We start from the raw sequence: 12,716 nt of genomic DNA on the forward strand, positions 1-12,716 counted from the left end.
TGAACTAATGGTCTTTGTTCATGGCACGGGGGTGGCATAAGCATTCGGCGTGGGGTGCACGCTTTGCCACGGGGCTAATAATGGGGAGGTCCACGTTCGACCCGTATAGGAGTTTTGTGTTCCTAACAGCTAAAGTGGGCAATTGCAGACAAGCAGTAAAACTCGCACAGTAAGGCTTTTAAATTATGGCTCGTGTTGTTGTCAATGTCATGCCTAAGGCTGAAATCCTGGATCCGCAGGGACAAGCAGTTGTCCGTGCTCTGGGCCGCCTCGGCGTAAACGGAGTAAGCGATGTCCGCCAGGGAAAGCGCTTTGAAATTGAGGTGGATGACTCAGTTTCCGCAGCAGACTTGGACAAGGTGGCCGCTAGCTTGCTGGCGAATACCGTGATCGAGGACTACGAGGTTGTAGGGCTGGAGGTCAAGTAAATTGACCGCGAAAATCGGAGTAATCACTTTCCCCGGCACACTCGATGATGTTGACGCACAACGCGCTGTGCGTCTGGCCGGGGCAGAACCCGTAGCCCTATGGCACGCGGATACTGACCTCAAAGGCGTTGACGCCGTGGTCGTACCCGGTGGCTTTTCCTACGGTGACTACCTGCGTTCCGGTGCGATTTCCGCACTGGCACCAGTGATGCAGTCAGTTATTGACCGCGCGCGCCAAGGCATGCCAACCTTGGGTATTTGTAATGGTTTCCAGATTCTGACTGAAGCAGGCCTGCTAGACGGTGTATTGACCCGCAATAAGGGCCTGCATTTTCATTGCATCGATACCCACCTCGAGGTAGTCAACAACAACACCGCGTGGACCACAGAGTTCGCTGCTGGTGACAAGATTTATGTCCCAGCTAAGCACGGTGAGGGCCGTTTCCAGGCGTCACAGGAGACCATCGACAAGCTGGAAGGCGAAGGCCAAGTGGTCTTCCGCTACACCGATAACTTCAATGGCTCCCTTAATGACATCGCTGGTGTTACTGACCCAACCGGCCGCATCGTCGGCCTGATGCCGCACCCAGAGCACGCCATTGAGACTTTGACCGGTCCATCAACGGATGGTCTGGGTCTTTTTGTTTCCGCCATCAATGCCATCACGGCGACTGTTTAGGAGAGTGACATGACTGTTTCCAATGACACAGTAGATAATGCGAAGGCCACTCCCGAGCTGGACCAGCCGTGGGAAGAGCTCGGCCTGAAACAAGATGAGTATGACAAGATTGTGAGCATTTTGGGTCGCCGCCCAACCGATGCTGAGCTGACTGTCTACTCCGTGATGTGGTCTGAACACTGCTCTTATAAGTCCTCGAAGACCCACCTGCGTTATTTCGGTGAAACCACCACTGAGGAGATGGCGTCCAAGATCCTGGCGGGTATTGGCGAAAACGCTGGTGTGGTGGATATCGGTGATGGTGACGCGGTCACTTTCCGCGTGGAATCCCACAACCACCCATCTTTCGTTGAGCCATACCAGGGCGCAGCGACTGGCGTTGGCGGCATCGTCCGCGACATCATGGCGATGGGCGCACGCCCGATTGCTGTGATGGACCAGTTGCGCTTTGGGCCTGCCGATGCCCCTGATACCGCTCGCGTCCTGCCTGGCGTTGTCTCCGGTATTGGCGGCTACGGTAACTCTTTGGGTCTGCCAAATATTGGCGGCGAGACCGTCTTTGATGAGTCCTATGCTGGTAACCCACTGGTCAACGCGCTGTGTGTGGGGACCTTGCGCGTGGAAGACCTGAAGCTGGCTTTCGCTTCTGGTACCGGCAATAAGGTGATGCTTTTTGGCTCCCGTACGGGCCTAGACGGTATCGGCGGCGTGTCGGTGCTGGGCTCGGCGTCCTTCGAAGAAGGCGAAGAGCGCAAGCTGCCCGCAGTGCAGGTTGGCGACCCATTCGCTGAGAAGGTTCTCATCGAGTGCTGTCTGGAACTGTACGCGGCTGGCGTTGTGGTTGGTATTCAGGACCTTGGCGGCGGCGGTTTGGCATGTGCGACCTCCGAGCTGGCAGCAGCTGGCGATGGCGGCATGGAAGTCAACTTGGACAATGTTCCACTGCGTGCAGAGAACATGTCCGCTGCAGAAATCTTGGCTTCTGAGTCCCAGGAGCGCATGTGTGCGGTTGTGGCCCCAGAAAACGTGGAAAAGTTCCGCGAGATCTGTGAAAAGTGGGACGTGACCTGCGCTGAGATCGGTGAAGTGACCGATAAGAAGGACACCTACCACGTCTACCATAACGGCGAATTGGTCATTGATGCTCCGCCATCAACCATCGATGAGGGTCCAGTCTATGAGCGCCCATTCGCACGTCCTGCATGGCAGGATGAACTGCAGCAGGAACCTGAGATTGCGCACCCTGAGTCTTTGGTTCAGGCGTTCAAGGACATGGTGTCTTCCCCAGCGTTGAGTTCGCGTGACTTCATCACGAACCAGTATGACCGCTACGTGCGCGGCAACACCGTGCAGGCGAAGCAGTCGGACTCCGGTGTGCTGCGCATTAATGAGGAGACCTCCCGCGGCGTTGCTATTTCTGCCGATGCTTCCGGGCGCTACACCAAGTTGGACCCCAACATGGGCGCACGGTTGGCCCTGGCTGAGGCTTACCGCAACGTGGCTGTTACCGGTGCCCGCCCATACGCGGTCACCAACTGCCTGAACTTCGGTTCTCCTGAGAATCCTGACGTGATGTGGCAGTTCCGCGAAGCAGTGCACGGGCTTGCCGATGGCTCCAAGGAGCTCAACATCCCAGTGTCCGGCGGCAACGTGTCCTTCTACAACCAGACTGGCGAGGAACCAATCCTTCCTACCCCGGTGGTTGGTGTCTTGGGCGTCATTGATGATGTGCACAACGCGTTTGCCCATGACTTGGGTTCCGTGGAAGAGCCAGAGACCCTCGTTCTTCTGGGTGAGACCAAGGACGAGTTCGGCGGCTCCATTTGGCAGCAGGTCTCCGGTGGCGGGCTGCAGGGCCTGCCACCACAGGTGGATTTGGCGAATGAGGCGAAACTGGCTGAGTTCTTCGTGGGCAATACCTCTATCAGCGCATCCCATGACCTGTCTGAGGGCGGCTTGGGTATCGCGGCTTTTGAGATGGCTCAGAAGAACGGTGTCGGTGTGGACCTAGACCTGTCTGTGGTTCATGAGGACGCATTGACCGCACTGTTTAGTGAGTCCGCCTCCCGCGTGCTCATCTCCACCGCATCTGACCACCTCGATGGTGTGCTGGCTCGCGCAGCTGAGCTGGGTATCCCAGCTGCTGTTGTGGGCACCACCAATGCTTCCGGCAACTTCACCTTTGCGGGTGAAGAGGTGGCTGTCGCTGAATTGCGCGAGGCATGGTCTGCGACCTTGCCAAACCTATTTGGCCACGCTGTCGGTGCAAACTCCGTCGTCGAATAAAAACTCCACCATTGGCTAAGACCAAGCGTCTTAGCTATTAGTACAAAGAAAAGCACCAGGAAGAGGAATCCTCTCCCTGGTGCTTTTCATTTTAGGGCGTATTTAATCGTCCCAGTCGCGCTCGTAGTTGAGGACGCGTCCGCTGCGGGCATCGATGTCGAACTCGTGCTCCATGCGGCCAGTCTTGTATTCAATCTCCCAGACACGGCGGCCATCATCGCTGTCCAGTTCAACGTCATCGTAGTGAGTGACCTGGCTGGCAGTGATACCTGCGTGGCGGTAGGAGATATCCAAAGCCTGCTGGCGGGAGATGGTGGTGGAGTTATTGGCAGGGCTCTGGTTATTGGACTTCGGTGCTTGCTGCGCTGGCGAGACGCTGGAGGACGCCACCTGAGTAATATTGTCGGACACATTCGCTGGAACAGCGATGCCCAATGATGCGAGTGCGGCAACAAGTGATGCGATGATTGCGTTCATGATCAGTTCCTTTACTGTCACTAGCTGGGGTGATGGGGTCTTACACCTTCAAGGTAACCAGCGTTCACAGCGTGCGGCAAGCGTTAAAACCGTACATGAAATGCGAAAATGCACCAGCCTGGCTTTATGAAAATCAACATTAAAGAACTCTCATCTTTACCCCTCCCAGTTTCATCGATTCTTCATATAAAACCTTCAGCCAACGCGCATACTTGGACCTAAAGGGCCGGAAATTCCTGGTGAGCGGCAGAAGTAATCTGACAGCATCGTGTCAAGGCGTGAGCTCAGGAACTTTTGCCTGCAGACATATCTCGACGCGTTTGGTAGCGTTCGCCGCAGAGTGTGACCCACAACTTCCTAAGGAGAACATCATGCACAAGAAAATCGCTTCCGTGGCTATAGCGGGCGCATTGGCCGTCGGCGTTGCAGCACCCGCCCCTGCCTTCGCACAGGACGAGGGAGCCAACGATAACGCTGCCGGCACCTTCGTTCAATCTGCACAAAGCCTGAGCCAGGGATTCCTCGCCGATCCCGCGGGCACCGCACTGGGAGGCATCGGCATGCTCTCTATCGCGCCATTTGTGCTTTCTTCCTGGGCAGGATTTGATATCTTGCCTGAGTAATTGGGCATCGAAACCAAATTGATACCTTGCCAGGAAATTAGATTCCTGCACGCTAACTGCGTGTTTATGCCTCTGCGCACTCGTGGAGTTGTTCACGCAGGTGCCCGAGTTTTCTAGCGATCCGCGGGTTTCCGCACGGGCACACAAGTCTGCGAAGCTAAACATGCCGCGGTCATCGTTCTTAGATTTTGTTGATAAATCAAGATAGTTTTCCCTAATGACATATTGGTTCTGCTTTGGTACCGTTCGTCCCACGGGATATTCGAACGCCTAACAGGGAGAACATCATGCGCAAGAAAATCGCCTCTATCGCCATGGCAGGTGCACTCGCCATGGGTATCGCTGGAACTGCCCCAGCGGTTGCCAACGCTCAAACTTCTCAGCAAAGCGCCCAGAGCTTCATCGATGATCCCGCTGCAGCGGTCGAAAGCATGTTGGGGTCGGCCATCTGGACGCCGTTTATTTTATCCACCATGGGTTCATCACTCTTCGGTGAACAGTGCAATCTCTTTGATACCCGAGGCTGCCACGGAACGTAATCAACGACCTCAAGGAGCAAACATGTTGAAGAAATTTACGTCCATCGTCGTGGCAGGTGCGCTCGCAGTAGGCGTGGCCGCACCAGCTCCGGCGCTGGCACAGGACACACCACAGCAAAGCTCTGGCGAGCAATTCGGGCAATCAGCCCGCGCGTGCTCGGAGTTGATTGGCGGTCAGGAACAGGTTCAAGTTATTCAAGGGCTCATCGCGATGTCTGCATTGGCACCGTTCATGCTGTCTTCAGAGGCGTTAAGCGGCCTGGAATTTGAATAGCGCATTTTGCTCGACCTCCCTCATCCTCATCTGAAAACCGCTCAATAAAGGAGAAAGTCATGTTGAAGAAAATCGCACCTATTGCTCTGTCAGGAGCTTTAGCGCTTGGTGTTGCTGCGCCCGCACCCGCGTTTGCACAAAACGAGACACAGGCTGCGCCTGGCAACGATTTCAGCGAATCAGTACAAACAAGCTCCCAGGGTTTTCTGGAAGATCCAGCGGGACAGACTGCAGAGATTGGTTTGTTGTCTACGTACGCAACCTTCATGGCATCATCAATCCCTCTGTCGTTGCTGGGATTCGAGCAATGCACCCTGTTCGATACCACCGGCTGCTAAACGCAAGGGCAATATCATGGTCACAAGGATTGGTTCCTTTGCTCTAGCAGGTGTGCTTGCCATTGGGCTAGCAGCGCCATCCCCGGCGATGGCTCAAAATGTTAATGGGGAGCAAAATATCAATAGCTCGCGCGGATTGCTGGATGATGAGAGCTATAGCGTCCTCATGAACCAGCTGATTTTGAGCGCACTTCCTATTGCTGCCCCAGTGCTATTGTCATCGTTTTATTTGGATGGGATAAATCCGCGCTACTAGTCACCGCGGGGTTCATGACCGCTGACTAATATAACACTGGCGCGAAAGTGCTTTCCCACGCAGCGTAAAGCTGGCGTTCGAAAAGGCTATAGGTATGTGCACCATAGAATTGGTGGTGACGGTCAACCTCTACGCCTGCTTCTTCGGCAACGCGAGTGAAGTAGTTGGAAGTGTATTGAGAAATGACCTCGATGCCCACCATGCCGCCCCAATCGCCGAGCAGCTCATTTGCGGTTGGGACGCCCAAAGAGGTGCCCACAAATACACGAGTACCGACCAAGGCTGATGGGGTATAGGAAGGGTCATTGAGCTGCCATGCATCCGAAGAGGACAGGCCATAGGCATTGGTGGAGGAACCTTCACCACCATTGATGACGGAATTCACTAGTGCGCGGCCCAACAGGCCAGATGATGCCGGGAATCCGGAAAAGGAGCCTGCGGCCTGGAATGTGTCGGGGTAGCTTCCAGCAATGTTGAGGGAGGGGCCACCTGACATCGATAGACCGGCGATTGCCTTGCGTTCGCTGCTATCAAATTCCTTATCTAGAATCTTCGGGATTTCTTCACCCAGGTAGGTTTCCCACTGATTACGCCCGGCATAAGCGTCATCATGTAGCCAGTTGGCGTACATGGAGGCACCGCCGCCCATGGGTGTGATCACGTTCACGTGCTTATCTGCGAAGAAATCCTCGTAGTCGGTCTCCGATGCCCAGTTCGCGCCGCCGGCACCGCCATCAGCGCCAGACATCAACACCAGTGAGGGGGCTGGTGTGGGATCTTCAGGAAGAAGCAGCAGGTTAGTGATAATGGTTTGGTTTGCCGGGGACCAGATATCGACCTCATAGAGATTGGCCTCAATGTGGCGTTGATCCATGAGTAGCGGCTCTGGACCGTGGTCAATTTCCTCTTCCACACCACGATCTTCACCGGAGCTCAGTTCCTTAGCAATGGAGTAATTGCCTTCTTCGTCCACGGAACTTCCAGCTAAAGAGCTGCCTAATGCAGCACTGCCCAGCAAGGCTCCGTCTTCGCTGAAACTGCTGAGCTCCTCGTTCGAGGAACTCTCTGACGAGGAATCCTCGCCGGACGAGCCATTGGAGCTGGCGTCTTGAACTGAAGACAAGCTGTTTAGAATCGCCTGCCAGTCTGTAATAGCGCTGCCCAGCCATCCGCCTTGAGCACTGCCATCACCAGAGCCCACAGAATCCGGCAGTTGCGCGGAACCACGAGGCTCAAGCAGCGGGTCCAGTGCACGAGAAGAACCAAAAGAACTCTGTGATGAATTGTCGGAATTTTCCGCTGACATCTCATCCGCGTTATCAATCGCGCCCGACGAGGCTTCAGAGTTGGAAGACTGCTCCGCTGAAAGAGCTCCAGGACCAGTTGCTGATTGTGCAAGCGCAATGGGGGAGCCCGCGGTGGCGACAAGGGATAGAGCGGCGACTGCGCTCAGTGCAGTAAAGCTCCGAGTGCGGCTGAAGGACGGCAGGTTTTTAAACACGAATACTTACCTTAGTGGTTTGTTTCGCTATGCAATAGTCCTTACCCATGTAAGCTACGTAAACGTAGGTTATAGTTCTATTAGATACTATTGGTGTATTAGGCATTGAGAACATTTAATTGAGGAGCTTGATGCGTAAATCTCTGGACAGTGACAAACCCCATGATGTCCCAGCGAGTGCGCTGGAAGATACGCAGGTCACCATGACTTCAGGAAATCACGGCTTAACGGACCGAATCCAGCGTAGTTTCTGGATCGCGGATAGAGGGCCCCGCCCGCTGACACGCGGTTGGGGACATTTGATTGCCGCAATTTTGTCTGTTATTTCTTCCACCGTGCTCATCACGTTTGCGTGGATGACCATCGGATGGGTCGAAGCATTAGGCGTCACCATCTATGGCGTGGCATTCGTGGGACTTTTTGCTGTGTCCGCGATGTATCACCGCTGGCCTTGGCCCACGGCACGTGCCGTTCAATGGTGGCGCCGAGCTGACCATGCCACCATCTCAGTCTTTATTGCGGCTACCTACACGCCGCTGTGTATCATCGCGTTTTCACCGGCTATCGCCGCGTGGATGCTGGGAATCGCCTGGACTGGCGCATTATTCGCAGTCATCTTGAATATGGTGTGGATTAACCACCCGCGGTGGTTGGATGTCACCGTCTATCTGGTACTCGGCTGGTTGGTGATCCCACTCATTCCAACCCTGTGGCAAAACCTAGGGCCCACCGTCGTGTGGCTGCTGGCTGCGGGCGGTGTTGCCTATACCGTCGGCGCGCTAGTTTATGGACTGAAATGGCCCGGGCGTAATGCCAAATATTATGGCTATCACGAGCACTTCCACACAGCGACGATCATCGCCGCAATCGTGCATCTCATCGCCGTGTGGATGGCCGTCGTACAAGCCGCTTATTAATCGATGTGCTGATTACTTGGCGCAACCACCAGCGGCAGCGGGGTGTACTGGCCACGCAGATTGCGCAGAGTCGTGGCGTGTTCAGCCAGACGCTTATCTTCTTCAGTACGTGGAATGAACTGACGCGCAGGCATCGGATTCCAGTCGCGGTCCATCGCGATGTAGGACACCGTTGCGTGAATTGAGGTCTGCAGATCGGAACGGCCGCCACTCGGGGCGCCGGAACGCACATGGACGGACATCTGCATCGAGCGATTATCCGTACGCATCATGCGCGCATCAACTTCAATCAGGTCACCGATATGAATCGGCTTATAGAAGCGGATACCACCGGCATACACGGCAATGGTGTGCTCACCTGACCACTCCATGGTGCAGGCGGTTGCAGCTTCATCAATCCACTCCATGGCCGTACCACCGTGGACGTTGCCGCCCCAGTTGATGTCGGTCGGCTTAGCCAAGAAGCGATTCACCATGCGCGGTGCATCAGAAGGGCCATCATAAGTCTGCTTTGCCATCTCGGTCTCAATAGCCTTGCGCAGCTCCACGCGGGACTGGGCAGCTTCCATAACGCGAATGTGCTCATCGGTTTCCGGAACGAACTTTGGTACCGGGGTAGGGCGCTGCGTATCAGGGTCCTTTGCAACGAAGATGACCAGGCAATCACAGGCACGGGTGAAAATGCCATCACGCGGATCCGCAGACCACACCTCATTAACAATGTGCATGGAGGACGTGCCGGTCATGGCGAGGCGTGAGCGGACCTCCACCAAGTGGCCGGATTCAATCGGGCGCATAAAGTGAATATGGCCAACATAGACGGTCACGCAGTACTGGCCAGACCACTGAACCGCACACGCATAGGCGGCCTTATCGATCCACTCCAGGACGCGGCCGCCGGAAATGCCTTGGGAGCCGGCGATCAAAACATCGGTAGGCGCGGCCATAAACCGCAAGGTGATCGAAGGAGACTTCAGCGACTCCTGCGACTGGGTCTCTTTTTGTGATTGTTCAGTGGAATCAGTTTGGGACATACACAACAAATTAGCAGGTCACTATAATTGCCCGCATGAGTCCTCAACGCGCCAAGCCTGATTCGCATCAAACTAAAGCGGCTATCGATGCCATCTCCGAGTGGTTGTTTGCCCCCGAAGAGGCAAAATCCCCAGCCCGCACTGAATTGGCAAAGGCAGTACGCACTACCGCGCGCACATTAGAACATGACGCGCCGGGCCATTCCGTGGAGTTGCGGGTACCCCCTTTTGTGGCAGTGCAATGTATCGAAGGTCCCCGGCACACCCGTGGCACCCCACCTAATGTGGTTGAGTGCTCACCGCGTACCTGGCTGTTGTTGGCAACCGGACTAATCTCCTGGGAGGAGGCTGATGTGGATGCTTCGGGGTCACGTGCTCAAGAGATCGCGCAGTGGCTGCCAATCATTCCTCTGAAGCGCCGCTAAGGTCTGTGCAGGAGATAAAAGTTTCCCACCCTGTAGGAAATTGGGTGTATACGCCCCCGATTGTGCAGTGATTCAATTAATGCAGTTAGTTATCGCGGTGATTACTTAGTAGAATCAGGCACGTGGTGAACACTACTTTCCCCAGCAACGTGAACTTAGATGACCAAGACGAGCAAGGACCCCGCGATGAATGCGGTGTATTTGGCGTCTGGGCCCCTGGCGAGGATGTTGCGAAGCTGACCTATTTTGGTCTCTTTGCTCTTCAACATCGCGGTCAGGAAGCCGCTGGTATCGGCGTAGGCGATGGTGACCGCCTGGTTGTCTTTAAAGACATGGGGCTGGTCTCAAATATCTTTGATGAATCTATCCTGAACTCGCTCCACGGCAACGTTGGTGTCGGACATACCCGATACTCCACGGCTGGCGGCAAAGAGTGGTCCAATGTGCAGCCGATGTTTAATACCACGCCCAATGGCGTGGACATCGCGCTTGGACACAATGGCAACCTGGTCAACTACCAGGAGCTGCGTGAACACGCAGTCACGCGCGGGCTATTTAAAGAAAATGAGAAGTCCCTTTCGGACTCCATGGTGCTTACAGCATTGCTTGCCGATGGCGTCAGTGATAGCAAGAATGTGTTCCAGTCCGCGAAAGAATTGCTCCCTTCAGTCGAAGGCGCATTCTGCTTGACCTTTACTGATGGTCACACCTTGTATGCGGCACGCGACCTGCATGGTGTGCGTCCGCTTGTCCTGGGGCGGATGGAAAAGGGCTGGGTCGTAGCTTCGGAGACCTGTGCACTAGACATTGTCGGCGCGCAGTTTATCCGGGAGGTTGAACCGGGCGAGCTGATTGCCATTGATGAAGCCGGAGTTCGCAGCGAGCGTTTTGCCCAGACTAAGCGTCAGGGCTGCGTCTTTGAATACGTGTATCTGGCTCGTCCGGACACCGTCATCAAGGGCCGTAGCGTCAATGCCACCCGCGTGGACATTGGACGTGCGCTGGCTAAGTCGCATCCGGCTGAAGATGCCGACATGGTCATCCCGGTTCCAGAGTCCGGAAATCCAGCTGCGGTAGGTTATGCCCGCGAATCTGGGCTGACTTTCGCACATGGTCTGGTGAAGAATGCTTATGTGGGTCGTACCTTCATTCAGCCAACCCAGACCTTGCGCCAGTTGGGTATTCGCCTCAAGCTGAACCCTTTGCGTGAGGTCATCGAAGGTAAAAAGCTGGTGGTAGTAGATGACTCCATCGTGCGCGGTAATACCCAGCGCGCGCTGATTCGCATGCTGCGTGAAGCTGGTGCGGCCGAGGTTCACGTGCGAATAGCTTCTCCACCCGTGAAGTGGCCATGCTTCTACGGCATTGACTTCGCATCCCCTGGGGAGCTCATTGCCAATATTGATCCAACTGGTGATCCAGAATCCATCACCAAGGCAGTCTGTGAAGCCATCGGTGCTGATACGTTGGGCTTTGTGTCTGTTGAAGACATGGTGGAATCAACCCACCAGCCAATGAATGAGCTGTGCACCGCTTGCTTCGACGGCAACTATGAACTTGGCCTTCCAACTGCTAACCCCAATGCTGACGCTGTGCGGACCTTGCTCGGCGAGAAAAACTGAAAGGTTTGACCAACATGTCTGAAAATACTTATGCCGCGGCAGGCGTCAACATTGAAGAAGGCGACCGCGCCGTAGAACTCTTCGCGCCACACGCTAAGCGCGCCACCCGCCCTGAGGTCATGGGTGGCCTTGGTGGATTCGCCGGCTTGTTTAAGCTTGGCGAGTACAAGGAGCCAATCCTGGCAGCTGGTTCCGATGGCGTCGGCACCAAGCTGGCCGTTGCGCAGGCAATGGATAAGCATGACACCATCGGCATTGACTTGGTGGCAATGTGCGTGGATGACCTCGTTGTCTGCGGTGCCGAACCACTGTTCTTGCAGGACTACATTGCTGTGGGCAAGGTCGTGCCAGAAAAGGTCGCGCAGATCGTCGCGGGTATTGCAGAAGGCTGCGTTCAGGCTGGTTGTGCTCTGCTCGGCGGCGAGACTGCTGAGCACCCAGGCGTTATGGAAGAAAATGACTACGACGTCTCCGCTACCGCGGTCGGTGTTGTTGAAGCAGATGAGTTGCTCGGCCCAACTAAGGTCCGCGACGGTGATGTGCTGATTGCCATGGGTTCTTCCGGCCTGCACTCCAACGGCTATTCGCTCGCGCGCCACGTCCTGCTGGAAAAGGCTGGCCTACCGCTCGATGGCTACATTGATGAACTGGGCCGCACCCTCGGCGAAGAATTGCTGGAACCAACCCGCATCTACGCTAAGGACTGCCTGGCACTGGCAGCAGAGTGCGAAGTGTCTACCTTCTGCCACGTCACTGGTGGCGGCTTGGCTGGCAATCTCGAGCGCGTTATCCCAGAGGGTCTCACCGCTGAAGTGAACCGCGCATCCTGGACCCCTGCAGAAATCTTCCGCACCATCGCGTCATTCGGCAAGGTCTCTTTGGAAGAGATGGAAAAGACCTTCAACATGGGCGTAGGCATGATTGCTGTTGTCTCTCCAGAAGACCGTGACCGTGCACTCGCGATGCTCACCGCACGCCACTTGGACGCATGGGAGCTGGGCACCGTCCGTACCACCCAGGATAGCGATACCGCCCGCGTCATCATGCAGGGCGAGCACACCAACTTCTAGCGTGCCAGCTCGCTGACGCGTGCTGTCACGTTGAATCGAGCTCTCATGTTGAGTCGCGTTTTTACATTAGTAACCCCTCCTTTCCTGCGTTGTGGCAGAGGGGGACGGGGTGAAAAACACAAATACCGCACCGTATCGTGGATTTTTCTAGGAACCGAGAAGTCCACGTGGTGCGGTATTAATGTTTTACTGGCGAATGAGTTGAAGAGTTACATAAAACCCTCAAGGCTTAAAAGAACAACCCTTG

15 protein-coding genes are annotated in these 12,716 nt (G+C 55.4%); 12 read left to right on the forward strand and 3 right to left on the reverse strand.

Features of this window, described 5'->3' with window-relative positions; genetic code table 11:
* Positions 1 to 185: 185 nt before the first annotated feature.
* From purS to purL, 3 genes are read left to right on the forward strand one after another with little or no spacing between them, the layout of a single operon-like run.
* Positions 186 to 428: a phosphoribosylformylglycinamidine synthase subunit PurS gene (gene purS / locus ACG98I_RS05930; protein WP_394718921.1), complete on the forward strand. Its 243-nt coding sequence runs from the start codon at positions 186 to 188 to the stop codon at positions 426 to 428.
* 1 nt (position 429) lies between these two features.
* On the forward strand, positions 430 to 1,107 hold the full coding sequence (gene purQ / locus ACG98I_RS05935) for a phosphoribosylformylglycinamidine synthase subunit PurQ (RefSeq protein WP_394718920.1): 678 nt from the start codon (positions 430 to 432) through the stop codon (positions 1,105 to 1,107).
* 9 nt (positions 1,108 to 1,116) lie between these two features.
* Complete coding sequence (purL, locus tag ACG98I_RS05940) at positions 1,117 to 3,393, forward strand: phosphoribosylformylglycinamidine synthase subunit PurL (RefSeq protein WP_394718919.1); 2,277 nt, start codon at positions 1,117 to 1,119, stop codon at positions 3,391 to 3,393.
* 102 nt (positions 3,394 to 3,495) lie between these two features.
* On the opposite strand, the gene ACG98I_RS05945 is transcribed toward purL, so the two are convergent.
* Positions 3,496 to 3,870, reverse strand: a complete 375-nt coding sequence (locus tag ACG98I_RS05945) for a PepSY domain-containing protein (RefSeq protein WP_394718917.1) — start codon at positions 3,868 to 3,870, stop codon at positions 3,496 to 3,498.
* A gap of 371 nt (positions 3,871 to 4,241) precedes the next feature.
* On the opposite strand from ACG98I_RS05945, the gene ACG98I_RS05950 reads away from it, so the two are divergent.
* The 5 genes from ACG98I_RS05950 (at position 4,242) to ACG98I_RS05970 (ending at position 5,900) form a co-directional block, all read left to right on the forward strand.
* Entirely contained in the window at positions 4,242 to 4,493 is a 252-nt protein-coding gene (locus tag ACG98I_RS05950) for a hypothetical protein (RefSeq protein ID WP_394718916.1), read from the forward strand.
* A 287-nt stretch (positions 4,494 to 4,780) separates the two neighbouring features.
* Positions 4,781 to 5,032 carry a hypothetical protein gene (locus ACG98I_RS05955; protein WP_394718915.1) on the forward strand — a complete coding sequence of 84 codons (252 nt, stop codon included), beginning with the start codon at positions 4,781 to 4,783 and terminating at the stop codon, positions 5,030 to 5,032.
* 22 nt (positions 5,033 to 5,054) lie between these two features.
* Positions 5,055 to 5,306, forward strand: coding sequence for a hypothetical protein (locus ACG98I_RS05960; RefSeq protein ID WP_394718914.1), 252 nt, complete (start codon positions 5,055 to 5,057; stop codon positions 5,304 to 5,306).
* Between the two features lie 59 nt (positions 5,307 to 5,365).
* Positions 5,366 to 5,644, forward strand: coding sequence for a hypothetical protein (locus tag ACG98I_RS05965; protein WP_394718912.1), 279 nt, complete (start codon positions 5,366 to 5,368; stop codon positions 5,642 to 5,644).
* A gap of 16 nt (positions 5,645 to 5,660) precedes the next feature.
* Positions 5,661 to 5,900: a hypothetical protein gene (locus ACG98I_RS05970; RefSeq protein ID WP_394718910.1), complete on the forward strand. Its 240-nt coding sequence runs from the start codon at positions 5,661 to 5,663 to the stop codon at positions 5,898 to 5,900.
* Positions 5,901 to 5,925: 25 nt separating this feature from the next.
* Here the strand turns inward: ACG98I_RS05970 and ACG98I_RS05975 are convergent, their stop codons facing one another.
* Entirely contained in the window at positions 5,926 to 7,401 is a 1,476-nt protein-coding gene (locus ACG98I_RS05975) for an alpha/beta hydrolase (RefSeq protein WP_394718908.1), read from the reverse strand.
* 203 nt (positions 7,402 to 7,604) lie between these two features.
* Here ACG98I_RS05975 and ACG98I_RS05980 point away from each other — a divergent pair, with 203 nt between their 5' ends.
* Positions 7,605 to 8,318 (forward strand): hemolysin III family protein, encoded by a 714-nt coding sequence (locus tag ACG98I_RS05980; protein WP_394719266.1) that lies wholly within the window; start codon positions 7,605 to 7,607, stop codon positions 8,316 to 8,318.
* On the opposite strand, the gene ACG98I_RS05985 is transcribed toward ACG98I_RS05980, so the two are convergent.
* Positions 8,315 to 9,352, reverse strand: coding sequence for an acyl-CoA thioesterase (locus ACG98I_RS05985; RefSeq protein WP_394718907.1), 1,038 nt, complete (start codon positions 9,350 to 9,352; stop codon positions 8,315 to 8,317). The two genes, ACG98I_RS05980 and ACG98I_RS05985, sit on opposite strands and share 4 nt — an antisense overlap.
* A 35-nt stretch (positions 9,353 to 9,387) precedes the next feature.
* Between ACG98I_RS05985 and ACG98I_RS05990 the strand changes: the two genes are divergently transcribed.
* The 3 genes from ACG98I_RS05990 (at position 9,388) to purM (ending at position 12,469) form a co-directional block, all read left to right on the forward strand.
* Positions 9,388 to 9,777, forward strand: coding sequence for a sterol carrier family protein (locus ACG98I_RS05990; protein ID WP_394718905.1), 390 nt, complete (start codon positions 9,388 to 9,390; stop codon positions 9,775 to 9,777).
* 122 nt (positions 9,778 to 9,899) lie between these two features.
* Complete coding sequence (gene purF / locus ACG98I_RS05995) at positions 9,900 to 11,399, forward strand: amidophosphoribosyltransferase (protein WP_394718903.1); 1,500 nt, start codon at positions 9,900 to 9,902, stop codon at positions 11,397 to 11,399.
* A gap of 14 nt (positions 11,400 to 11,413) precedes the next feature.
* Entirely contained in the window at positions 11,414 to 12,469 is a 1,056-nt protein-coding gene (gene purM / locus ACG98I_RS06000) for a phosphoribosylformylglycinamidine cyclo-ligase (RefSeq protein WP_394718901.1), read from the forward strand.
* Positions 12,470 to 12,716: the final 247 nt, after the last annotated feature.

Origin of the sequence: Corynebacterium sp. L4757 (genome assembly GCF_043673995.1) — a bacterium.
Lineage (GTDB): Bacteria > Actinomycetota > Actinomycetes > Mycobacteriales > Mycobacteriaceae > Corynebacterium.

Coding starts and splice junctions, on each gene's coding strand:
- purS (WP_394718921.1), top strand. CDS start 186: ATGGCTCGTGTTGTTGTCAATGTCATGCCTAAGGCTGAAATCCTGGAT.
- purL (WP_394718919.1), top strand. CDS start 1,117: ATGACTGTTTCCAATGACACAGTAGATAATGCGAAGGCCACTCCCGAG.
- ACG98I_RS05945 (WP_394718917.1), bottom strand. CDS start 3,870: ATGAACGCAATCATCGCATCACTTGTTGCCGCACTCGCATCATTGGGC.
- ACG98I_RS05950 (WP_394718916.1), top strand. CDS start 4,242: ATGCACAAGAAAATCGCTTCCGTGGCTATAGCGGGCGCATTGGCCGTC.
- ACG98I_RS05955 (WP_394718915.1), top strand. CDS start 4,781: ATGCGCAAGAAAATCGCCTCTATCGCCATGGCAGGTGCACTCGCCATG.
- ACG98I_RS05960 (WP_394718914.1), top strand. CDS start 5,055: ATGTTGAAGAAATTTACGTCCATCGTCGTGGCAGGTGCGCTCGCAGTA.
- ACG98I_RS05965 (WP_394718912.1), top strand. CDS start 5,366: ATGTTGAAGAAAATCGCACCTATTGCTCTGTCAGGAGCTTTAGCGCTT.
- ACG98I_RS05970 (WP_394718910.1), top strand. CDS start 5,661: ATGGTCACAAGGATTGGTTCCTTTGCTCTAGCAGGTGTGCTTGCCATT.
- ACG98I_RS05980 (WP_394719266.1), top strand. CDS start 7,605: ATGACTTCAGGAAATCACGGCTTAACGGACCGAATCCAGCGTAGTTTC.
- ACG98I_RS05985 (WP_394718907.1), bottom strand. CDS start 9,352: ATGTCCCAAACTGATTCCACTGAACAATCACAAAAAGAGACCCAGTCG.
- ACG98I_RS05990 (WP_394718905.1), top strand. CDS start 9,388: ATGAGTCCTCAACGCGCCAAGCCTGATTCGCATCAAACTAAAGCGGCT.
- purM (WP_394718901.1), top strand. CDS start 11,414: ATGTCTGAAAATACTTATGCCGCGGCAGGCGTCAACATTGAAGAAGGC.